At 53.9% G+C, this 21572-nt stretch carries 26 protein-coding genes, 10 tRNA genes and 1 rRNA gene; 2 read left to right on the top strand and 35 right to left on the bottom strand.

Annotated elements, in window-relative coordinates; all coding sequences use genetic code 11:
- Positions 1-67: 67 nt before the first annotated feature.
- The 24 genes from COHPA_RS0117335 to COHPA_RS0117220 form a co-directional block, all read right to left on the bottom strand.
- The gene (locus tag COHPA_RS0117335) at positions 68-676 is read right to left on the bottom strand and encodes a zf-HC2 domain-containing protein (protein WP_027087418.1); all 609 of its coding nucleotides are present in this window, start codon (positions 674-676) and stop codon (positions 68-70) included.
- Positions 677-778: 102 nt separating this feature from the next.
- Entirely contained in the window at positions 779-1345 is a 567-nt protein-coding gene (gene sigW / locus COHPA_RS0117330) for an RNA polymerase sigma factor SigW (RefSeq protein WP_035119598.1), read from the bottom strand.
- A 2-nt stretch (positions 1346-1347) separates the two neighbouring features.
- Positions 1348-2280 carry an EamA family transporter gene (locus tag COHPA_RS0117325; protein WP_027087416.1) on the bottom strand — a complete coding sequence of 311 codons (933 nt, stop codon included), beginning with the start codon at positions 2278-2280 and terminating at the stop codon, positions 1348-1350.
- Positions 2281-2354: 74 nt separating this feature from the next.
- Entirely contained in the window at positions 2355-5147 is a 2793-nt protein-coding gene (ppc, locus tag COHPA_RS0117320; RefSeq protein WP_035121209.1) for a phosphoenolpyruvate carboxylase, read from the bottom strand.
- A 133-nt stretch (positions 5148-5280) separates the two neighbouring features.
- Positions 5281-6072 carry a DUF1906 domain-containing protein gene (locus tag COHPA_RS0117315; protein ID WP_027087414.1) on the bottom strand — a complete coding sequence of 264 codons (792 nt, stop codon included), beginning with the start codon at positions 6070-6072 and terminating at the stop codon, positions 5281-5283.
- A gap of 97 nt (positions 6073-6169) precedes the next feature.
- Positions 6170-6637: a phage holin family protein gene (locus COHPA_RS0117310; RefSeq protein ID WP_051421862.1), complete on the bottom strand. Its 468-nt coding sequence runs from the start codon at positions 6635-6637 to the stop codon at positions 6170-6172.
- A gap of 36 nt (positions 6638-6673) precedes the next feature.
- Positions 6674-6796, bottom strand: a complete 123-nt coding sequence (locus COHPA_RS26280; RefSeq protein WP_281173016.1) for a CD1375 family protein — start codon at positions 6794-6796, stop codon at positions 6674-6676.
- Positions 6796-7095 (bottom strand): hypothetical protein, encoded by a 300-nt coding sequence (locus COHPA_RS0117300; protein ID WP_027087412.1) that lies wholly within the window; start codon positions 7093-7095, stop codon positions 6796-6798. The genes COHPA_RS26280 and COHPA_RS0117300 overlap by 1 nt, the downstream gene beginning before the upstream one ends.
- Positions 7096-7110: 15 nt before the next feature.
- Entirely contained in the window at positions 7111-8706 is a 1596-nt protein-coding gene (locus tag COHPA_RS24565) for a hypothetical protein (RefSeq protein WP_027087411.1), read from the bottom strand.
- Positions 8706-9284 carry a YmfQ family protein gene (locus COHPA_RS0117290; RefSeq protein WP_027087410.1) on the bottom strand — a complete coding sequence of 193 codons (579 nt, stop codon included), beginning with the start codon at positions 9282-9284 and terminating at the stop codon, positions 8706-8708. Before COHPA_RS0117290 ends, COHPA_RS24565 begins: the two co-directional genes overlap by 1 nt.
- Positions 9285-9288: 4 nt before the next feature.
- Entirely contained in the window at positions 9289-10326 is a 1038-nt protein-coding gene (locus COHPA_RS0117285) for a baseplate J/gp47 family protein (protein ID WP_027087409.1), read from the bottom strand.
- A gap of 1 nt (position 10327) precedes the next feature.
- Entirely contained in the window at positions 10328-10708 is a 381-nt protein-coding gene (locus tag COHPA_RS0117280; RefSeq protein ID WP_027087408.1) for a DUF2634 domain-containing protein, read from the bottom strand.
- A complete protein-coding gene (locus tag COHPA_RS0117275; protein ID WP_027087407.1) occupies positions 10705-10995 on the bottom strand; it encodes a DUF2577 domain-containing protein in 291 nt (96 codons plus the stop codon). Before COHPA_RS0117275 ends, COHPA_RS0117280 begins: the two co-directional genes overlap by 4 nt.
- A 4-nt stretch (positions 10996-10999) precedes the next feature.
- Positions 11000-11980 carry an XkdQ/YqbQ family protein gene (locus COHPA_RS0117270; RefSeq protein ID WP_027087406.1) on the bottom strand — a complete coding sequence of 327 codons (981 nt, stop codon included), beginning with the start codon at positions 11978-11980 and terminating at the stop codon, positions 11000-11002.
- A gap of 6 nt (positions 11981-11986) precedes the next feature.
- The gene (locus COHPA_RS0117265; protein WP_027087405.1) at positions 11987-12763 is read right to left on the bottom strand and encodes a LysM peptidoglycan-binding domain-containing protein; all 777 of its coding nucleotides are present in this window, start codon (positions 12761-12763) and stop codon (positions 11987-11989) included.
- Between the two features lie 71 nt (positions 12764-12834).
- Positions 12835-14814 (bottom strand): phage tail family protein, encoded by a 1980-nt coding sequence (locus COHPA_RS0117260; protein ID WP_027087404.1) that lies wholly within the window; start codon positions 14812-14814, stop codon positions 12835-12837.
- A 59-nt stretch (positions 14815-14873) separates the two neighbouring features.
- Positions 14874-15047: a hypothetical protein gene (locus tag COHPA_RS25865; protein WP_169733274.1), complete on the bottom strand. Its 174-nt coding sequence runs from the start codon at positions 15045-15047 to the stop codon at positions 14874-14876.
- Positions 15047-15466 (bottom strand): phage tail assembly chaperone, encoded by a 420-nt coding sequence (locus COHPA_RS0117250; protein ID WP_027087403.1) that lies wholly within the window; start codon positions 15464-15466, stop codon positions 15047-15049. Before COHPA_RS0117250 ends, COHPA_RS25865 begins: the two co-directional genes overlap by 1 nt.
- A 38-nt stretch (positions 15467-15504) precedes the next feature.
- Positions 15505-15966, bottom strand: a complete 462-nt coding sequence (locus COHPA_RS0117245; RefSeq protein WP_027087402.1) for a phage tail tube protein — start codon at positions 15964-15966, stop codon at positions 15505-15507.
- A gap of 18 nt (positions 15967-15984) precedes the next feature.
- Entirely contained in the window at positions 15985-17301 is a 1317-nt protein-coding gene (locus COHPA_RS0117240; protein WP_027087401.1) for a phage tail sheath family protein, read from the bottom strand.
- 1 nt (position 17302) lies between these two features.
- Positions 17303-17488, bottom strand: coding sequence for a hypothetical protein (locus tag COHPA_RS0117235; protein ID WP_027087400.1), 186 nt, complete (start codon positions 17486-17488; stop codon positions 17303-17305).
- Entirely contained in the window at positions 17485-17913 is a 429-nt protein-coding gene (locus tag COHPA_RS24560) for a phage tail terminator family protein (RefSeq protein WP_027087399.1), read from the bottom strand. The genes COHPA_RS0117235 and COHPA_RS24560 overlap by 4 nt, the downstream gene beginning before the upstream one ends.
- A 4-nt stretch (positions 17914-17917) precedes the next feature.
- The gene (locus COHPA_RS0117225; RefSeq protein ID WP_027087398.1) at positions 17918-18280 is read right to left on the bottom strand and encodes a phage scaffolding protein; all 363 of its coding nucleotides are present in this window, start codon (positions 18278-18280) and stop codon (positions 17918-17920) included.
- Between the two features lie 173 nt (positions 18281-18453).
- On the bottom strand, positions 18454-18930 hold the full coding sequence (locus tag COHPA_RS0117220) for a sigma factor-like helix-turn-helix DNA-binding protein (protein ID WP_027087397.1): 477 nt from the start codon (positions 18928-18930) through the stop codon (positions 18454-18456).
- Positions 18931-19137: 207 nt separating this feature from the next.
- Between COHPA_RS0117220 and COHPA_RS0117215 the strand changes: the two genes are divergently transcribed.
- Entirely contained in the window at positions 19138-19473 is a 336-nt protein-coding gene (locus COHPA_RS0117215) for a helix-turn-helix domain-containing protein (protein WP_035121195.1), read from the top strand.
- Entirely contained in the window at positions 19474-19953 is a 480-nt protein-coding gene (locus tag COHPA_RS0117210; protein ID WP_027087395.1) for an ImmA/IrrE family metallo-endopeptidase, read from the top strand.
- A gap of 337 nt (positions 19954-20290) precedes the next feature.
- Here the strand turns inward: COHPA_RS0117210 and COHPA_RS0117205 are convergent.
- The 11 genes from COHPA_RS0117205 to rrf form a co-directional block, all read right to left on the bottom strand.
- A tRNA-Gly gene (locus tag COHPA_RS0117205) sits at positions 20291-20364 on the bottom strand.
- Positions 20365-20388: 24 nt separating this feature from the next.
- Positions 20389-20465: transfer RNA gene (locus COHPA_RS0117200), tRNA-Pro, on the bottom strand.
- Between the two features lie 23 nt (positions 20466-20488).
- Positions 20489-20565, bottom strand: a tRNA-Arg gene (locus COHPA_RS0117195).
- Between the two features lie 3 nt (positions 20566-20568).
- Positions 20569-20643 (bottom strand) — tRNA-Gly (locus tag COHPA_RS0117190).
- 7 nt (positions 20644-20650) lie between these two features.
- Positions 20651-20733: transfer RNA gene (locus tag COHPA_RS0117185), tRNA-Leu, on the bottom strand.
- Positions 20734-20746: 13 nt separating this feature from the next.
- Positions 20747-20822: transfer RNA gene (locus COHPA_RS0117180), tRNA-Lys, on the bottom strand.
- 9 nt (positions 20823-20831) lie between these two features.
- Positions 20832-20906, bottom strand: a tRNA-Gln gene (locus COHPA_RS0117175).
- A gap of 22 nt (positions 20907-20928) precedes the next feature.
- A tRNA-Val gene (locus COHPA_RS0117170) sits at positions 20929-21004 on the bottom strand.
- Positions 21005-21011: 7 nt separating this feature from the next.
- Positions 21012-21086 (bottom strand) — tRNA-Glu (locus tag COHPA_RS0117165).
- 19 nt (positions 21087-21105) lie between these two features.
- Positions 21106-21181: transfer RNA gene (locus COHPA_RS0117160), tRNA-Thr, on the bottom strand.
- A 42-nt stretch (positions 21182-21223) separates the two neighbouring features.
- Positions 21224-21340: ribosomal RNA gene (rrf, locus tag COHPA_RS0117155) — 5S ribosomal RNA — on the bottom strand.
- Positions 21341-21572 lie beyond the last annotated feature (232 nt).

Genomic DNA, 21572 nt, shown 5'->3' with positions numbered 1-21572 from the left:
AACCTCTCTGGCCGTCCAGAGAGGCAATCGCAAGCGGACGAATTCCATACGTCCATCATACCTTACCTTATGTCCCGTATGCCAGCGTACCGAACCACGAACTGACTTTGTACCAGATCCAATCGACCGCCCGGTCGATTTCTTTGACCTCTCCGGCGATATGCGCGGTCGATGCGAGCGTGTAACTGCCGTCGATAACCGTCAAATCTCCTTCGACTTCCCCGTCGATCTCCGCGATCCCGTTCACGACCGTCAGGTCGCCCTCGACGTGCTGGCCTGCGGGAACGATAACCTTATTGCCTTCGATAATGACATGATCCAGATCTCCGGACACCGATAATTCCTTATCTTGATTCCACATGGCAACGAAACTCGATAGCATGACGACCATGAAGATCGCCGCGGCCGATACGGCCGGATGACGGCGAACCCAAGACGTCCAAGCGGCAGGACGACGCGTCTTCGGCAACGACTTCATGATACGATCGGACAAATAAGACGGAGGCGCTTCGGCCGGCAACGCTTGGAATAACGCATTCGTCTTCTCGAGCGTATCGAGTCTAGAGCTGCATGCCGGACAGCCTTGAAGATGCTGCTGCAGGCGGCTGATCTCTTCGCGGGTCAGATCCCCGTCCAGATACTCGTGTATGGACGCGACGGCGGCATTGCATTTCATATCTGCCATCCCTTTCTTCAGCGGTGAGTACAACCCACGCAATCGTAGCTTCTATACTGTACGTTCGGCTTTCCTCTAAAGTTTCAATTAATTCGCCTAAGCTTACAATTTGTGCTCCAGTTTCTTTCTTAGGAACTCCCGGCCCCGGTGCACTCTCGTTTTCACCGTCGTCACCGGTATGTCCAGAACGTCGGAAATTTCTTGCAGGGACAGGTCTTGCAAGTATCGTAAGATCATGATGGACTTATATTTAACGGGCAGCGTCTCGATCGCGTCTCGAATGAGCTTCTGCGTCTCGGTCAAGATCAGCTCGGTCTCCGGCGTGCGCTCGTCGCTAGGCATCATCGAATAGCCGTCCAGACCGTCATGATCCGTCGATTCCGCATCCAGCGAGTATACCGCGCGTCTCTTGCGCAATCGATCGATGCATAGGTTCGTCGCAATGCGGTAAATCCAAGTCGAGAACTTCTGATTCTCGTCGTACCGGTCCAAGTTCTTATACACCCGCAAGAACGTCTCTTGAACGACGTCCTCCGCCTCTTGCCGATTGCTCGTCATCCGATAAGCGAGGTGATAAAGCTTGTCCTTATATAAATCCACGATCTCCGCGAACGCGCGCTGATCGCCCTTCCGGGCCAATCTCGCTAGCCGCGTCTCCAATGGCTTCAAAGTCAATCCTCACCTTCCCTGCCGGCTTTAACGACTTCGTTCGTACGATTCTGCGCGGCCCATAACCCAATAAGAATGAGCGCGACGCCCGCTGCCTGCCACCAAGTGAGCGGTTCGCCCAGCAGGAGGAATGCGGTAATGACCGCCGCAGGCAGCTCCATCGAGCCGAGCAATGCGGCAAGGCCGCCCCCCAGCTTCGGAATGCCTGCGTTGAAACAAATAAAAGGAACAGCCGTATTCAACAATCCGAGCAACAGCCCCCACCCGATGATCGAGCCGCCGTCTCCCCATGCGAAGTCAATCGGAAAATGCAGCAGCGCAACGAAAGTGAAGGATGCGGTGGACATGACGGTTGATTTCGAAATGGAGTCTAGCTCCGGCGGCAAGAAGTCCGTCAAGAAAAAGAATAGGCTGTACGTCACCGCGGACAATAAACCGAACGCAACGCCCGCGCGGTCGAGCCCGCTCAGATCGTGCTCGAGCAACCCTACCGCCAGTACCGTGCCCGCCGCGATGAAGAGCATGGCCAGCCACTCCGGCTTCTTCGGCCATGCGCGCTTGCGAATGCTTTCTAGCAAAATGGTAATCCACGTGAATTGAAAAAGCAAGACGATCGCCAGCGACGCATCGATCCGCGCCAGCGCTTCGTTATATAACATCGTCGTCATGGCGAGCCCGACGATGCCGATCAAAGTCAGCTTCAGCCAAGAACGCCTTACTCCGGCGTACGCGGAGCTGGCTGCCTTCCGCCTTCGCAGAAACCGAACGCCCGTAACAAGCCATAACATCGCCGTACCAGCCAACACCTGCGTGAACGTAAGATGAGCCGAACTCCATCCATCCTCGTTAGCCAGCTTAAAGATGGATGAGCTGAACCCATAGCTGCTCGCCCCGATTAAGACGAGAACGACCGCCCACATATAAGTACGATTCATAAAGGATAGACCCGCCTTTTACGCAAAAGAGGCTCAGGTATGCACCCGAGCCTGATTGCTTTATGTCCGTAGGATCAGCCGGTATTGCGAAGACCGGCGGCAATTCCGTTAATCGTCAGCAGCACCTCGCGGAGCAGCTCCGCGTCGTCGCCATTCTGCGCGCGCAGGCTGCGCAGCTCGGCCAGCAGTTGAACCTGCAAATAGCTGAGCGGATCGACGTACGGGTTACGCAGACGAATCGACTCTTGGATAACCGGCGTATTGTCGAGGATGTCCTCTTGTCCGGTAATCTGCAGAATCATGTCCTTCGTTCTCGCGTATTCCTCTTCGATCTGCGTGAAGATCCTCGCGCGGATCGTATCGTCTTGAATCATCGCCGCGTATTGGCGGGCGATCGTCAGATCGGCTTTCGCCAGCGCCATCTGCAGATTATCGACGAGCGAACGGAAGAACGGATACTCGCGGTACATGACGCGTAGCACTTCAAGGCGCGAAGCATCTTCGCCTATGAACTTCTGGAAAGCCGTGCCCGCCGCGTACCATGCCGGCAGCAAGTAGCGACTTTGCGTCCACGCGAACACCCATGGGATCGCGCGCAAATCCTCGAAGCGGTCGCTTCCTTTGCGCTTGGCAGGACGGGAACCGATGTTGAGCTCCCCGACTTCCGGCAGCGGAGTCGACTCCTTGAAGAACGTCATGAAACCCGGATCGCGGAAGATCAGATCCTGATACTTCGTCTGCGCATCCTCGGAAATGCCGCGCATAATGGTCTCCCACTCCGCTTCGGAAGACTTCTCTTGCGTCGGGTAACGGGACAAGTAAGCCCCTAGGAGGAGCGCGCTCGTCGCTTGCTCCAAGCTGCGGTAAGCGATACCCTTCATCGAGTAACGGGAGGACAGCACTTCCCCTTGCTCGGTGATCTTGATGCCTCCGCCGATCGTATGCGGCGGCTGGGCGAGAATACTGCGGTTAAGCGGCATGCCTCCCCGACCGAGAGCGCCTCCGCGGCCATGGAAGAACTTCAAGCGCACGTCGTATTCCTTCGCCGTGCGAGTCAGATCGTTAAGCGCTACGCGCAGCTCCCAGTTCGCCGTTACCATGCCCCCGTCTTTGTTGCTGTCGGAGTATCCGAGCATAATCTCGTGCAGATTGCCCATCGCTTGAAGCGTCTCGCGATAGATCGGCAATTCGAACAGCGTCTTCATGATCGCCGGCGCCTCGTGCAAGTCGTCGATCGTCTCGAAGAGCGGCACCGCCTGCAGCGTGCAAGTAATGCTGCCGTCCTTATTGCGTCTGAACAAACCGGCTTCCTTCGCGAACACCATGACTTCCAGCAGGTCGCTGGCGCCTTGCGTCATGCTGATCAAGTAGCTGGAAATGCAATTGCGTCCGAATTCGGCCTGCGCGCGCCCGATCGTGCGATAGACGTCGAGAACTTCCTTCGTCATCTCGCTCAATTCAGCGGTCTCGTGCAGCAGAGGACGCATATCGCCGAGAAGCTTATGCAGCAGGTCGATCTTCTCTTGCTCGCTAAGCGACGGATAGTCGCTCGTAATGCCTGCTTTCGCAAGTATTTCCGACATCGCGTTCTCATGCTCTTGGCTATGCTGACGAACGTCCAACGCGGCGAGATGGAATCCGAACAGCTCGACTTGGCGAATAAACTTCTTCAGTTGCGTATCCGCTACGTAATCGGCGTAATGATGTCGCAGGCTGCGATCGATCAGCATTAGATCGGCGACAAGCTCCTCTACTTTGTGGTAGCGCTTGTTCGCATCCTTGAAATCGTCCTCGCGCATGTTCTGCAGCTTCTGAAGTATGTACGTCAATTTCACGCGGTACGGTTCCTTCTCGTTCGTCCACGCTTCGACCGTCCGAAGCTCCAGTTGCTCCGCGTCCTGACGGATCGATTCCAGCAGCTCTGGACTTACGTTCACGATCGTCGTGCTGAAGCTCATCTGACGCATAAGCGCTTTAATGATGTTCTCGTATTTGTAAATGACGAGGTTCCGTTGCATGTGCAACGTTTTCCACGTAATATCCGCCTTAACCGATGGGTTGCCGTCGCGATCGCCGCCGATCCACGATCCGAATCTAAGGTAAGTCGGCACGTGCCACTTCTCGTCCGGATACGATTTCGCCAGGCAACGTTCAAGCTCTTCGTATACATCCGGGAGCACTTCGAACAGCGTCTCATGGAAGAAGTACATCCCGTTGCGCACTTCGTCGAGCACCGTCGGTTTGCGATCGCGCAGCTCGTCCGTCTGCCACAGCGTGAGCACTTCGTTCAGCAGCTTCTCCCGTAGCTTCTCGCGCTCGCGATACGTCAGCGTAGGATTGTCGAGCTCCATCACTTCGTCGGCGATGCGCTTATGAATATCCAGCACGGCACGGCGTGTCGCTTCGGTCGGATGCGCCGTCATGACAAGCTCAAGCGATATATCGCGAAGAATCTCTTGCACTTCTTCGACAGGCAAGTTCTTGCTTCTCAGCTCTTGAACGATGCTCTCGATCGAGCCCGGTTGAACCGCTTCTCCCGCCGAGCGCTCATAATCCCTCTTGCGGCGAATACGATGGTTCTGCTCCGCGATATTCACCAGTTGGAAATAAATCGCGAACGCACGAATGACGCTGTGCCTAATTCCCGGTTCAAGCGTCTTGATCGTATTCATGAATTCCTCGTAAAGCTCCGGCGAAGATTCCGCACGGAGCGACTTGCTCATCTCACGAATTTTCTCTACATGTTCCAGCAGTTCGCGTCCACCCTGATGCTCGAGCACGTCACCCAAGATGTTACCTAGAAAGCGTACATCCCTACGCAGCAGATGGTTGGACGGAGAACGCCCGCTAGCGGCTAATTCCGTCATCTGTTTCACCCCAACATAAGCTTTCAACGCCAAAAAGTCCTTCTTAATATCATACTACATTGCTCGTCAGAAATCTCCATTTTCATAAAAAAAGGAACCTCTCCGAATCACTTCGAAGAAGTCCCCCTTGGTACTACGGCTGGGGCGGGACCCCCGCCGCTTTGCGAACTTCGTTGGCTAGCCGGTGAAACTCATCGCGCGCTTCCTGATGCTCCGTCGTATTCCATGCCGCGCTGAGGAATCGAATAATTTTCTCCGCGTCTTCCGGGCTCATCATGTATTCATCCTCTCCTCCCGATTCTTCCGAACGATCCGAACCATTCGATCCTTCCGAAGCTTCCGTGTTCCACCAACCCTCGTTGCCATACGATTCGTTCAGATCAACGGGATGGCCCGCGACCGTCACGCCGTTCTTGTGCTGCCACACGTTGGCGCTTGCGGACTTCTGCCCGCGACTCCAGGCGTACGTCTGCCAGAAATGCCGGGCTGCGCCTCTCCTTCGCATCTCTTCTATGACGGCGAACGAACCGTATATGCCTGTCCGGTACTGCCCGAGTTCCGCTGCAGCCGCGCGGAGATAAGCCTCGATCTTGTCATAATCGTTCGGCTGCGCGTCGTAATCGACGGCGAAATAGATCGCCGTTCCCTTGGGTTGCCCGATGTCGGTCGCTTCTTTGAAAGCCGCCCGTCCGTCTGCTCGTCCGTTGCTCGCACCGCCCGCCGGTCTGTTAGCCGTCGTCTCGAACACGCTGATAATGGTCATACCCGCAGCCGTGATGCCTTCGGCTTCCTTGCGCGTTAGCCTTTTCCATCTATAACCGGCGGGCACTAAATACCTCGCGGCGAATCGATATCCCTGCGCCGCGATCGCTTTCGCGGTGGCGGCCGGTATCGGTTGCGCGCAATCGATTCCTCTGGTTGCCATCAGTAACCACCTCAGTAACGAGTATATTAATTCTATTCTACGAAGGTTATCGTTTTTGGTGAGGAAGGTGAGAAAAGATACAGCAAATGAGCATGGATCAGTGGCTGCTATTCCTATCGATTTGTCGTTTGAAGGCGCGATCGATCTTAGATTCGATTTCCGATTCGACCCAAACCGTAACTTTCTCAAGAATGCCTACCGGCAGCCAATCGGCCCAACCTGCTCTGATTGCATTCGCCGTCATCGACTTTATCGTATGATGGAGCAATCCCGCGACGAGAATGCCGAATAAGATCCCCGGACTGGACATGATGTTGTCGAGAAAATGTCCGCCAGCCGGAAGGAGCAGCATGAAGAAGGTTCGAAATACGCCGTCAATCCCATAGTGCGAAGCGTAGGTCTTATCCTTGCGTGACGCTGCCGATCCGGACAACCAGTCCATCCCGATAAAGAACGCGACCGCGATAACCGCCCCCATGACCGCCGTTCCTTCGCCATAGAGAAATTCAAAGATAGGCAACGCCACTGCCCCGATCGCGCTTGCAACCGTTTGTTCTTTGCCCACTTTATTCACCACCCCCATGATCCAAAAGAGCCCCGCTTATGCGGAGCCCTCTTGGATATCTGCGTCGAGTAACGTTTGTACTGCCGACCGCCAGCGAATCGGTACGTTCTCGATTTGCCACTGTCCGGCTGTAATGAGATCGTAGTAGATTTTTGCCATTAATCCGCACCTCCGGTGATAATTGCGGCCAGTTCAGCTAGCGCAAGCTTTAGGGACAAATTATCCATTTTAAGCTGTGTGATCTCTTGCTCGGGCGTTGATGCAGGTTGCAGAATATCTTCCAACTCATACGTGCCGGATTCACTTCGTACGACTCTCATACCCCTTGGCGTGTTTAATATGATTTCGGGGATTTCTTCAACCAACTCGTATTGCGCCCCAAGCGCTTCAAAATCCTCGATGTCCGGTGATTCATGATACCCGATAATATAAGATCCTGAAAGAATGATAGCTTTCATAACTTCTCACCTCACTTAGTATCGTACGATAGTCCCCTTGATAGCTATATTGCGCACATAAACACTTGTCGCCGTGCTACCGTCATTACTATTAAGAACTAAAAAAATAGGTTTGCCTGCGGTAACTAAGTACGTTGTACCGACACTAGTATACGTGGTCGAAAGATTAGTAAGAGTAGAACCAATACCTCCATAGCCACTCAAACCGCCAAAATTTAATGCTGTACCTATCGGAATAGATGTATTTAATGCTGCAAAATCTTTTGCGTCTGTAGTACCAGCAGACACGTAAGCAAATAAGTTTGCCCTAACACTCCCATTACCACCAGTTTGTCGTATATCCGCAGTAACTTTAATTTCACCATTAAACTTTGGTGTAAATTTATAGACCAACACGCCAGCAGGAGAAGATGCAGTTGTTGTACGCTCCGTTGCGTCTGATTCTAAAACACTATCACTTGAAGAATAATAAGCATTTCCCCCCACTGGCTTCCACCCCGTTCCGTCATTCATTTCAAGATTTCCAGCGATTATTCTCAAACTAGAACTATCCCATAGGGTTCTCCATTCCGTCCAAGCGTTCGCAGGATATATACCGTAGCGATACCTTATAGGGACATCTTGATTATATGGGTAAAAATATTGGATTGCGCCCACAGAAGCGTCAGCAAATCCTTTAATTACAACAACAGTCCCGTAAGTATTGGGAAAGCCGTGTGCCCCAACGTCAGCGCTAACAAAAAACATCGTTTGTCCTTTTGAGTATGCACTAGGCGCTGAAGACTCAAGACCCCAATTGTCAGGTTGGTGAAAATGCCTTAAAACGTTACCGCGAACAGTATCCGCATCCAACCCGCTGCCCGCACCATCAACGGTCTTGATTTTTCCCAGAATATCCGACGCTTCATCCGGACCATCACCCTGCACAATAAAAGCCGTGCCGTTATAGCGCAGCGTATAGATACTATCCGCCTTCAACTTACCCGCAGTCATCGCATTGCCTTTGCTATCAAGGATCGCTTTGGCGCCGAGCCCGTTGACGTTAAGCGTCGACGCCCCCGTGTTGGCGACATTGATCTTCACGGCGACGCACACTCCAGCAGCGTAAGCCGCCAAAGCAGGCGATAGCGTAACCGCATAAACGTTAGCGGAGCCGGTTGCCGCGGCATAACCTGGCTGACGAATGTAGTCGCTTACCGCCGATTTGGCGTCCAACTGGGATTGGATCGGACCCGTGACTCCGTTCAAATAGCCGAACTCGGCATTGTCGACCGTGCCGTCTGCGATCTTGGTCGCATCGATGGCGGCCGATGCGTTAATATCCGCGTTCACGATGACGCCTGGCGCGATCGCCGTAACGCCGTCGCCGTTGCTCGTTACGTCACCGGTATGGTTCGGGTGGACGTATTGATTCGCGCCTGCCGCGATTCCCGCAAGCTTTGTTTTCTCCGCTGTCGTGTAATCCTCTTGCGACAGCCCCTTGCCTGCCGCCTTGTCGACCTTCCCTTGCAAGGCGGCGTCGAGAATGTCGGCGTTGCCGTTAAAATCTTCGACGTTCACCGTATCGGTGCTTTCCGGCTTTTTGAGATTCAGATTCGTCGTGTACAACATTACGTCGCACCTCCATAGGTTCTTAATTCGTACCACGTCAATCCCGAAGCTTCGCCCCAGCTCATCTCCGGAAGGGCGCCCCAGGCCGTGTACGTGTATTCGAAGCTGTACGCCAAATGAGCGGGTTTAATCTCCTCCAACATGCGGACGAACCCCGCCATATTGGGCGGAATGCCGAGCGTGCCGACGAAGCGAACGACGAACCGGTGTTCGTCCGGATATTCGACCAATTCGACTTCGCCGCCGCTGAACGCGGCCGCCGATCGAACGATCATCTCTCTTGTCGTTGTCCCGCTTCCGCGCAATTTCGCCGAGACTTGCTCGCGTCGCCATGAGATCGGCTTAGCCGGTTCGATTGCCAAACCGAGCTCCCTCTCCCATCTCTCGATTCCCCACGTCGTCGTCGGAAGGAACATCTGCGCCAGCACGGACTCTTTCTCGCTTCGAAGCGCTTCGAGCTCCTCTCCCTCCGAGGACATGATCTTCTTGAACTCGAGAATTTCTTCATAATACGGGGGCAAGTACTCCATTAAGTTGACGGGAGAAACGCCGAATAGATCCCCCATAGCCTGCGTCATCGCCTTACACCTCCAGTTCGACCGTGCCGACGACCGGCACTTGATCGTCCGCCAGCGCAACGTTCACCGTTCCGCCGTTCACGGTCAGTACCGAGTAGTCGATGACGCCCGGCGTACCGAGCAGCAACGTCCCGATTCGCGCGTAGCTCACGTAGGTCGACTCGAAAGCCGCCGCCTTTAAGTATCCCGTCAAAGCTTCCTCGAAGGCGCTCCGTACGTCTTGAGTCGCGTAACCCGATGCCAGCGTTACGATAGCCGCGACGCTAACCTCCAACCCTGCGGCGGATACGACCGTTACTTCGGCGCCGATCGGCCGCATCGCATCCACGTACTCCGCGACGTCGGCTACAAGCGTCGGCGTTGCCGGTCGCCGGTCGGCGTCGACGACGATGAGCTTGACCGTTCCCGGCCCGTTCCATAATGATGCGACGCGGACAGCGCCTACACCGGCTACTTCCGATGCCCATTGCTTGTAATGCGAGACGTTCCCGCTTGTGGCCGGCTGCCTAACGGCTTGAAGATAGCGCACCCTCAGATCGTCATCCGATTCCTCGTCCCGACCGGGCACGAGCACTTCCGCCAATTCTGCCCTTACCAATCCCGGAACGTAATCCAGGGGCAACATCGCTCCGAACTTCTGATTGCCGCTCTCGCCCGCCGTTTCGGCTTCCATCACGAACTGCCCCGACTCCAGCTTTTCCGTTACGACGTAGTAATCGCCGGCAATGCCGTACCTGCTGCCCAAAGGCACGTCGAACGGCAGCGACCCGTCCGTATAGAACAGTCCTTGCCGTTTGGCATGCGAGGCCGCTCTGCGCGTAACGCCGCGATCGGACGCGCGCAGGTCGAGATAACCGCCGGACGACGTGTCTCCGAACGCTAAATTCAATGCGGTATTCAATTCCGCGTACAGCAGGTTCATTTCCCAAGCCGCAGGCGCTAACGCATCGTATATTACACTGCCTTCGCGCTTATCCACCGAGTCCGGTATTCTCCCCAGCATTCGTTCCATAATCGCCTCGAAAGATTGTCCTTCGTACAAGTCAAATCACCCCCCGAATCATCGTTGCTCCATAGATCGTGACGACCGTGAACCCAACCTCGATCGCATCACCGCTTACGCTAGTCCGGAAGTCGATCACTTCCTTCACCCGGTCGTCGACCAATAACGCTTCGGCGACAAGCGTCTGCAGCTCGGCTTGGTAACCGAACCCGACCCGAATCGAATGCCCGATATTACCCGAGTAAATGACGTGCCTGAAACGTTCCGTTCGCAAAATTTTATACACCTGCTGCCGAACCGCCTCCAGGTCGTCGACCATGCCGATCACCCTTCCGCGCGCCCAATCTATCCGATACGTTCGGCTCGGCATCGGCTGAACGTTCCATTCCGCCGCCAAGGCGGCTCCAACCGGCAAACTCATGCCGTCAACCTCCCCGCGACGACGTACTGTCCGCCTCCCGACGATCTCAACAACGCTACTTTGTCTCCCGCCTCGAGCCCGCGGCGAATGACCGTTTCCGATCCTGCGATTGTCACGGTTAGAGCGGTCATATGCTCCGGAACGACTAAGAAGGCGTCCGACAGCACGAACCGCTGATCGATCGTAATCTCCAGCGGTTCGGATCTTGTAACAACGCCATACACGACGTCCATCAGTTGCTGCGACTGCAAGTACGCGCCGACCGCGCGTTTAATTTCGTTCAGCACCGATTTACCCCCTTAACTCCAGCGACATCGTGTGGCTGCCGCCCTGAAAATGGTGTTTGCATTCCTCGACGAGATAGTATTGATTAATTCCCTGTTCCGCGATCGTGACCTGGACGACCGATCCGGCGCGTATGGATACATCCCCAATCGCTTCGACCGAAAATTTGCGCTGCTCCCGGTTTTTCAGCTCCAGCAACCTTTTCCCCATCGCTTCGATCTGAGCGGCATTCAGACCGTCGTCGATTTTCTGAAACAGTTGGAGCCGCCCCCACTTGGCGATCGTGCCGCTGTCTTCGTAGACGTAAGCTTCCAGCTTCCCCTTTTCCTTGTTCTCCCGCGCGAGCTTAATCCTGTTGTACGTCTCGGAATCGATGCTTCTGGAGATCGAATAGCCGTAAGCCAAGCTGGTATCGCCGATGACGACGTCGGCTCGCATCTCCGTCAAATTCCGAAGCGTCAGCTTTCCCGCGTCATCGTAGAGCACGAACGAAGTTCCTTTCGAAAGCAGCGTCTGATCAAGCGCCTTGTAGATCATGTCAAGCCGCTTCTGACCCGCCTCGCCGAACTTCGGAATGGCGAACTCCGTATCCGTCACGTGACCGACCGCGAGTCCCATCGCTTTCGCGTTATCGATTACGACTTGCGATGCTTTGACGTTCGTCGCGAAGTAAGAATCCGTCTCGAGCAAGTAGCGGATCTGATCGTATACCGTAAGCCGATACTCTCGTTCGTCCGAGCTGTCGATGGAGAATACGTAACCGTAAAAAAAATCTTTCCCGTCCATCCGAATGCGAATAACGTCTCCGCAACCGATGCTAAAGCCCGATGACTGCCACGCCGGCGGAAACACGACGGTCATATCGAGCGATCCGGGCTTGCCGGCACGACTCGTCTTCCAGTCGAATTGCGGCACGAGCCGCGTCATATCCCAAAGCGTCCCGTTTTTGTTGTCCACGGTAATTTCTAAATCGCGAAAAGCACTCACTTCCCGTCACCTCTTCTTCGGCGGAAGCTGCAGCACGCGGCCGATGCGAAGCGAACGAAGCTCGCCGTCGGCGATCCGATTCAGCTTCTGGATTTCCCGCCATCTCGAATCGTCCCCGAGCTGCATTCGCGCGATCTTGATCAGATTGTCTCCGGGCTTAATCGTATAAGTCATTTGCGGCACTCGATCATCGGCGCGTTTCTCCGGTTCTTTAACTTGCTTCTTGGATCCGTCCGCCTGTTCGACCGTCTTGATTCTGAACGGACTGTAGAATACGTACTCGACCAGATCGAGCTTGAAATAGATGTCGCCCGGGGAACCTGCTTTCTCCCAATAGTCGAACCCGTCGATCGAGACCGGGAGGTTGATGATGGACATGTGGTCCTCGGTGTCCTGTCCGACGTAAATGAATCGCGCCGGATGCTTGGATGACATCCAACTCGTAATATCTTTCACGAATCGGTGCGGCTTGAACGCAACCGCCTCTTCGGCTTTCTTCAAGTGATCCGCGATGCCGTTGCCGTCGGTTGCCGACTGTGGAATAAACCGATATACGTACGGCGCGGATGAATCCGAAGGAAAGAAGCTCTCGATCGATATTTTCCTAAGCTCCGGCTCCTCGATCGCGTTCACGCGTCCTAACCCGACGATGTTGTATTCTTTGCTTGCTCCGGCGCGCTCGATTTTGATCTCCTCCGGAAGTACGGGAATAAACCACCCCTCATCCGCATTGTTGTACGATAGCGCCATCGTGAATGGTTTTATCTCGTATTGTGCTGCCATTGCCTCACCTCCGGCATAATAAAAAGCGCCCCCTTAGGAGCGCTTGCTGCTTGATCCGATATGCAATATCGCTAGCCAGCGTATGCGCCGTTCGCCGAAGATTCAATTTCCTGGCTAACGCGCGCGCCGATCTTCAGAATGACGTCGTCCACGTCCACTTCCTTGCTGACCGGTCCCGTCGTGACGTTGACCGTAGGCGTCAGCGTAACGAAGTTCTGGATCGACTGAATCTCCGCCAAATCGCGAATGACCTTCAAATCTTCGCTTGAGATCTCGACCGTCGAATTGACTTTACCGACTTCGTCGACTTTGCCGATGTTCATATTCCTCTCCGTATCTTTTCCGATACTGGATGGACCGAACATCCCTTTTGCCTTATCAACGAGCCCATGAAGGCCGCTTGCCGCCTTGTCGCCAAACTTCTTGCCCATATCCTGCCCTACGTCAAATGCGGTTCCATAATCGATTTGCTCGAAGCGTTTGAGTTTAACGACGTCCTTATCGCTCTTCAAATTGTCCCTGGCGTCTTCTAACTGTTGCAGAATGTTGTCCATTCCGCCTGTTAGGTTGACTTTCAAACCCGGTATCGCATTAATGATTTTCTCCACGCCTTTGGCCAAGTTGTTCAGGTAGCTTAGCGCATTAATGACCAAGTCATAAAATAGCTTTTTAACGGCGTAGATCGGATCGCTCCATACGTTAACGAAGAACTCGGCAACCGAGAGCACAATGTTCGCGAAATAGGCAAACCGATTAAAGAGAAACGCAAACAACACCCCAAAGATTCCGCCTACAATACCAAGAACCTCGGACGTCGTATCGCTCCACTTGTACAAGCAGTAGATTAGGAAGCCGATCAATGCGCCAATGAGTAAGATCGGCCAATTGGCGACTAGCCAAGCGCCTGCCTGGGCAAGAATCGGCTCTACCATTAACCACAGCTTAATGAGCATCGCGTTTAATTGCCCTATAAGCGCGGGGATCTGCGTAACCGCCCATAATAAGAAAGCGCCCCCCACCATGAATAGAACAGGCTCAATCACGCCATAAAGACTCTCAAACAAATCTCCTATACCTGCCAGCGCGCTTATCAACCAGTAGGCAGCCTGTCCCGCGAGCTGCAGCCCTTCGTTTAGCATTTGAAAGAACGCTGTACCAGCAGGTGAACTGAGGAGCTCATTTAATTGCTCTACGATTGGACCTATTGCTTGAAGCGCCCCGCTTCCTGCATCCGCCATAACCGACTTGAACCGGTTTCCGAGCTGATCGACTTGATTGGCTGGACTAGCCATCATCTGATCGAACGCTTCCTTGCCCATATTCTGTTTCTCGAGCAACGTATCGAACGCTTGCAGGAACCCGTCCATATCTCCCGCGTCCGCGAGCGCTTCGATATTGGAAGCGTCGATTTCGGCTTGCGGAATATTGTACTGCGACGCAAGAGCGCCGGCATCGCCGGCCATCGCTTCTTTCAGCGCTTCCGCCGCCGCGGAAATGCCTCCACCCGACATATCGAACGCAGCCATACGCGACGCGAACGCATTCAATTGGCTTAATAGGTCCGTGTTGTCAATATTCCCCATGAAGGAGAGCGTGTTCTTCATCGTCTCGTTCACGTCCTGCCCCGCAGCCAGCGCTTCCGACTTTATTTGCTCGAACAACGCTTTTCCGACTTGCGCATCGCCGGTACGGGCTACGAACGCATCCAGCAACTTTTGCTGCTCCATCGCCCCGCCTAGCGTTGCCCCGAGCAAGATTTTGATATTGTCCATCGAGAATACCGTCGACGCGATACCTTTGAACCTTCCCAATAGCCCCTTCGCCGCAGAGTCGCTTGCACTCAACTGTTCTTCGACATTCGCCTGCATCTCGGTAACCCTCGTCAAAGATGCTTCCATAGCGGATACGTCCGTAGACATCCGAATTGGCGATTCGAACGCAGACTTCATTTTTCTCGCGGAGTTCTCCATTGCGCCCATATTCATTTGTATCCGGGTCATCGACAGAGAGAGCTTCTCGTATGTTTTCAACGATGCATTGATCGTTGTCATTTCCTCATCTCCTTTCCCGCACGGCGTAAGCCATGATTATAGACAACGAAGAGGCTGCCTTACCGCCTCTTCGCCGATTTCATTTTCCGTTTCTCCGCTTGCACGCGCTCGTCGATCATCGCGTATATCGCAGCTTGCTCGTACCGATTCATTCGCATAAGCTCGTGCGGCAGGATATGAAGCTCGTGGAGGGCGTAGTAGGCGTAATTCGCCTCGGCGTCGCCCTCCTTCATCAGTTTTTTACGTCTTCGATCAATTCTTCCGTATCGCGATCGAAGCCGTTGATTTCTTGGACTTTATTCACGAGCTGCGCGTACTCGCCGGGAAGCAGCATCGCGCGAAGCAGTCGATCCGTACCGAGCACGCCGTACGACTTCTGCAACTCGGCATCCCTCAAATTCGGGAATTCGACGCTGGCCGCGACGAGCTTGACGATGTATTCGTCCCCGTTCACTTCCGTCGTTCTACCGCCTTTGGACTTCACTTGACGCGTCGCGGACTTGCGGATCGACTCGTTCTCTTCCTCGGTCATGCTGCGCAATCGCCAAGGAATCGGTTTGCCCTCCGCGTCTTTGAACCGGCTCGACACGATAACTTCCTCTACATGCGCCGCTTGGGCATTCTGCGCGAAAAATGCGCTTAAGCTGGACATCGTTCTTTCTCCTCCTCTGGAACCGGCCGATTAGGCGGTTATACGGTTGATGGTTTAATGAAGCTTTCTTGAATATGGAAGCCTTCGAACGTGAACGCGACTTCCTCTTCGAGAAAATCCGCCTCCGTATCCAGCTTGGCGATGATGACGCTGTCCAGGTTTACGCCCGTAAGCGTGACCGTCTGTTTGCCGATCGACGAATTCGGATCCTCGTTCACGACCTGAATATCGAAGTAGGTATCTTTACCGTCCCGAACATACTCGTTCATCAGTTCGCGGAAGCGAGAAGTCACATAATAGACCGTCATCGTTCCCGTACCGTTCCAGCCGTTCGACTTATGTTGCGTGCCCCGGCGGCCGAGCGTCTTCACTTCCACTTTCGCTTTTTCCACGGTTGCTTCCAGCGATTTGATATAGAACATCTCGTGTTGTTCGTTACCGATCGTGGCGTAAGCCCGGCCTTCTTGGCCGGAAATGGTGTCTCTCGCGTGCAATGCCATTACGCATCACCCTCCTGATTAGCGCACGTTAACGCGCATATAAATTTTGTCAACCGAATCGACCGGTTGGATATTCGCATCGATGAGAATGCTGTCCGCGTCCGTCCCCGCCGTAACGGCGGCGTCCGTGCGCGCGTTGAAGTTCTGAATCGCGCCCAGGCGCTGCAGGCTTTCGAGGTAAGACACGACAGAGGCTTGGAACAAGCCGCGACCGTCGGCGTTATTGCTGATCTTACCGACATAGGACGCCTCGAAAATACGCTTGCAGTCGTTGCTTACGCTATCCAGCACGCGAATGACGCGATTTTTACGGAGCGAGGCCGGCTTATCCGCCGACACGCTCTTCAGCGTGTTCACGTCCTGCTCCACGTAGGCTCTTCCGTTGCCGGCGGTGAATACGACTTCTCCCGCGAGCAATGCCGCCTCGGTCTGGCTGTTCGTATACCTTGGCGATGCGTCAACCGCATCGTCGTAATTGGCGTAGGTCAGCGATTCGTTTACGCCTGCCGCGGCAGTCGCCGCCGCAACCCATGCGGTTGCTTGAGCCGCCGTTAGAGTCGCTCCGTCGGCAAGCACGACGCCGTTCTTGACGCTGATGATTCCCTCATGGTCAGCTACCGGATAGTCGGCCATAATGCCTTGAACCTTCTTGCCTTCGTCCTCTCGCTGCCTGCGGACGAAAGCCGCGTATACGCCCTTGAGCGTCGCATCCGTTCCCGCGTAGGCAACCGTATGGTAATCTCGAAGTTCCAGCGCTGCCAGAAAACCCGCATGGTCGCCGTTGGCCGCAGTACCGTTCGCCCCGCCCGTAAGCGGAACGCCGGCTGTCGCCGCAAGGCTGCCGGTACCGCTGAACGATACCCAATCATTGGCGGAAAGATCCGCGACGACGGCGGCAATCTGCGTGTTTACAACAACGCCGTCCAGCAGCGTCGCGACATCGAACTTGGCGGCGTCGTCCACGTTCACTTGAATCGCGACCGACAGATCGTTGCCGCGAACGCCTCCATGCTTCGCCGTGGCGGTTAAATTGCCAAGAGTCGCGGTCGCTTGCGTTCCGGCGTTAAGCCGATACAGCAATAGCGTTCTTGAGCGCTTCAACGCTTCTTTCACGAGCAGGAGCGAAGCGTCCGTCAGATCGTAACCTAGCAACGTGCGAACATCGTCCTCCGCCCGAATTTCGAGCAACGTCTTCGCCGGTCCCCAAGGAAGCTCTAACGCCAACGCCGTAACCCCTCGTTCCCCGATCGTTCCAACCGGTTGTCCCTCTCCAGCAAAACGCACGTATACGCCTGGGCGAACTTTATTTTGTACCGTCCAATTTCCTCCCGCCATCTTAAGACACCTTCCTCTGCATGAATGTGCGAATCAACTGCTCGGCTTGCTTCACCGTGTAAGTCTTGTCCTCTTCAAGCAATGCCGATAACAAATCTTTCTGCTGAGGCGTGAATCGCCGCGCCGTCAGCAACTGCGCTTTGCCGTATGCCGCGTCCTCCGACGCGTTGCGCGCTAGCTCGCTCATATAACGGAAACCTCCTGATCCATACGTTGCATCGATGGCAGACTTGCCGATTCGACGCGCATATGGAGTTGATAAGTAACGTAAAAATGCATTTTGCCTTCGGTGAATTCATATCGCATGTCCGAACCGCGTATCGAATGGCCTCCGACCTCGATCTGCTCCATGCATTCGAACAATAGCTCGATCACATCGAAGATCGCTTCGTATCCGCTCCCTGCCGGCGCGATGTATTGAATGTCGAACCGATAGCTTCTCAAGCGTCTAGGTCCTATCGCACGCGCTTGCTCTACGGGGGACAGTGTAATAAGGAACCGTTCCCCATCGGCTTGCGGTTCGGCATCTTCACCTTGGTGCGGTACGCTTGGAAAACGTTCGTCTAGCGCTCCCATGACGCCGCCGTACACGTCGTTGATCGTTATGTCCACTCGTTCACCTCGAACTTTCGGTCGGCTCGCGGCAGCAGCCGCCAATCGCAATCAGCAGCGCCGTTAACAGCCGCAGTTGGCGAATCTCCGACTCGTACTTTTCTTTCAAACGCTTATTTTCGATTCTGAGCTTGTCCATGCGAAGCTTTCGCGTCTTGCTCGAATCGATCGAAGCCTGCAGCTCTTCCAACTGCTTGTCGCGTTCGCGGAGCCGCTCGACGACCTTCTTCTTGGATTCGTTCAAAGCGTTGTACCGCTGCTTCGGAATCAAATGTTTCGGCAGCTCCTTACCGATACGGTTGACGAATTCGTTCACCCTCGGGTCGGCGATGCCATGTGACCTTGCCAAATCCTTTAACCAATCCATCCACGTTCTCCTCCGTCCTTTTTATACTGGAAGTGCCAGTTATACGAAGGCGTTTATGCTCCGCCGGCGAGCATGCCTAGTTTAATGCCTTGCGACAGGGCCGATGGAGAGTCGGTTACTCACCCTCCTATACACTAATGCCGATTCGTACGTCAGCCGTACGACAAGAACGCTCAAATCGCTTGGGCCACCTTGGCTTTCGCTCTCGTAACGAATTGCTGCACGCTGCTCTTCGCCAGCTTCAGCTCCTTGCCGATTTCCGAGAAACTCAATCCCTGACTGATATGGAGCAAATAACATTGCAGCTCCCTTTCGGACAGCTTGAGCAACAATTTCGCCACTTCCGCTTTTTGCTCTTCCGTTATTCGGGACTCCTGTTGCGGCGGAGCATTCGGTATCAAGTCCATATCCATTAAGACCGAGCGCTTGTACGCGTCCCGAATATCCGCTCCTCTAGCCGAATTCGGTTGCCGCCCGGAACGCATCCATTCGATGGCATAGCTCATATCCGCGATCATTCCTTTGACGATCTCCATCTCGCGTATGACCGTTTCCGAAGGTTCTTCGGCCAGTAGCTTCTCTCTGTATTTCTCCAGTTTGCGGCGGCCGGCAACGTATTGTCGCTGCAGTTCTTTAACCCATGTCATCATGTATCGCCCCCCATACTCTTTTTTGAACGCATTTGCGTATACTGTATTTTCGAATTTAACCTCAATTGCGTTCAATGTCAACTATTTTTTTGTATTTTGAACGCAAAAGCGTTCATTTCATTGTTTACAATGCGAATCAGTTGTTGTAGGATGTAAGAACGAACGAATATTCGTATATTTCGTTTTTGGGATGTGTTGAATGTGAACATGGAACGGATGGGTGAAATATTAGCGGAGCTAATCGATAAAAGAGGCAGCCGAAGGGCGTTCGCCGAAGAGATCGGCATGCCTCCGACGACGCTTCAATCGATGCTGACGAGGGGACTGGCAAGGGCTTCTGTCGTTAACGTCGTTAAAGTTTGCCAAGCTTTAGGGATCACCGTGGAACAGCTCGGGGATATGGCCAACGAAGATGATCGTCGAGAACCTGACACGATAGCCGCGCACCATGACGGCGACGTCTGGACCGACGAAGAGCTTGCGGAGATCGAACGGTTCAAGCATTTCGTCCGGATGAAGAGGAACGAACAAGGGAGCGATTGAATGCACTATGAAAGCCTGCTAAAGGAGGCAAGGCAACGAAGGATCGACGTTCACGAGATGCCGCTGCTCCCTGCTACGAAAGGCTTGTACGCCGAACGCACCGTTTGGATCAACCGTGCGATTCCGACTAACACAGAGAAAGCATGCATCCTCGCGGAAGAACTTGGTCATTACTATACGACGACCGGCAACATTCTCGATCAGACGGATGTCCGTAACCGCAAACAAGAACTGCGTGCCCGGCAATGGGCATACGAGCGCCTTGTTCCATTAGAAGGGATCGTCGACGCCTTCCTAGCCAGAGTGAAGGGACGCCACGAGATTGCGGACTTTCTTGGCGTAACGGAAGAGTTCCTGCAATCCGCGATCGATCGGTATAAAGACCGGTACGGTTTATACGCGTATGTAGGGGACAAGCATATCGTCATTTTCGAACCGTTAAGCGTTGCCGAGCTATTCGTTGCGCAAACAAGTCGGTGACGTTTCAATTCCTGAAGTAAAATAACAACGATTTGCATTTAATTCGTCTACAGATAAGCTGTCATCACCGAATAACAACGATTTGCATTTATTTCAGTCCCTAATCTATAAATCCGCACATGTATGATCAAATAACTATCGGTTGATTGTTATTTCTTCCACTTCACTTGGTTTCTCGAAAGTAACTATCGATTTGCTGTTATTCACGCTCTCGCACCCTGGCCGCCGGCCGCCTCTAACCCATGAACTTAAAATAAGCCCTGGAGCATTAGCTCCAGGGCTGTGTATATACAAAAAAGAAGCCTTATGTATCAAGGCTTCTCGATCATTTAAAAACTGGAGCGGGTGATGGGAATCGAACCCACGCTATTAGCTTGGAAGGCTAAAGTTCTACCATTGAACTACACCCGCAAGTCATTCCCACGATAATTAAAATGGTCGGGACGACACGATTCGAACATGCGACCCCCTGGTCCCAAACCAGGTGCTCTACCAAGCTGAGCTACGTCCCGATGATTATGATGTAAAGTGAGAATGGCGCGCCCTGAGAGATTCGAACTCCCGGCCTTCAGATTCGTAGTCTGACGCTCTATCCAGCTGAGCTAAGGGCGCATATGGAGCGGAAAACGGGATTCGAACCCGCGACCTTCTCGTTGGCAACGAGATGCTCTACCACTGAGCTATTTCCGCGTATAAGTGGTGCGCGTGGAGGGACTTGAACCCCCACGGTTGCCCGCCAGATCCTAAGTCTGGTGCGTCTGCCAATTCCGCCACACGCGCACGTTTGTGAAACTGGTGAGCCATGTAGGACTCGAACCTACGACACCCTGATTAAAAGTCAGGTGCTCTACCAACTGAGCTAATGGCTCGCTCAAGAATGGCTGGGGATCTAGGATTCGAACCTAGGAGTGACGGAGTCAAAGTCCGTTGCCTTACCGCTTGGCTAATCCCCAACGGTAAGCCAAATTGTATAGATGGTGGAGGCTGAGGGGATCGAACCCCCGACCCTCTGCTTGTAAGGCAGATGCTCTCCCAGCTGAGCTAAGCCTCCGTATGAATGGTGACCCCTAGGGGATTCGAACCCCTGTTACCTCCGTGAAAGGGAGGTGTCTTAACCGCTTGACCAAGGGGCCATGTATGGCGTCGGAAAGATGGAGCTCTCAACCGGGATCGAACCGGTGACCTCATCCTTACCATGGATGCACTCTACCTACTGAGCTATGAGAGCATGAATCCAATACCATCAATGACTGCGGTATGAATGACTTCAGCCTGGCAACGTCCTACTCTCCCAGGACCCTGCGGTCCAAGTACCATCGGCGCTGGAGGTCTTAACGGTCGTGTTCGGGATGGGAACGCGTGGAACCCCTCCGCCATCGCCACCAGACCAGAAGTCATGTGGTTCAAGGCTTGCGCCTTGAAAACTGGATGCGAAATCGAGCAGCTTTAGCTGACTCGAACCGTAAAGCCTGTTAAGGCGATACGACCAAAGCGTTTGGTGAAAGATTGAAACATCTTGGCCATCCGTTGTCATTAGGATAAGCCCTCGACCGATTAGTACTCGTCAGCTCCACGCGTTGCCGCGCTTCCACCCCGAGCCTATCAACCTCGTGTTCTTC

Source organism: Cohnella panacarvi Gsoil 349 (genome assembly GCF_000515335.1).
Taxonomy (GTDB): domain Bacteria; phylum Bacillota; class Bacilli; order Paenibacillales; family Paenibacillaceae; genus Cohnella; species Cohnella panacarvi.
Note: the sequence above shows the minus strand (reverse complement) of the source record. Positions and strands in the feature narration are given on the sequence as shown.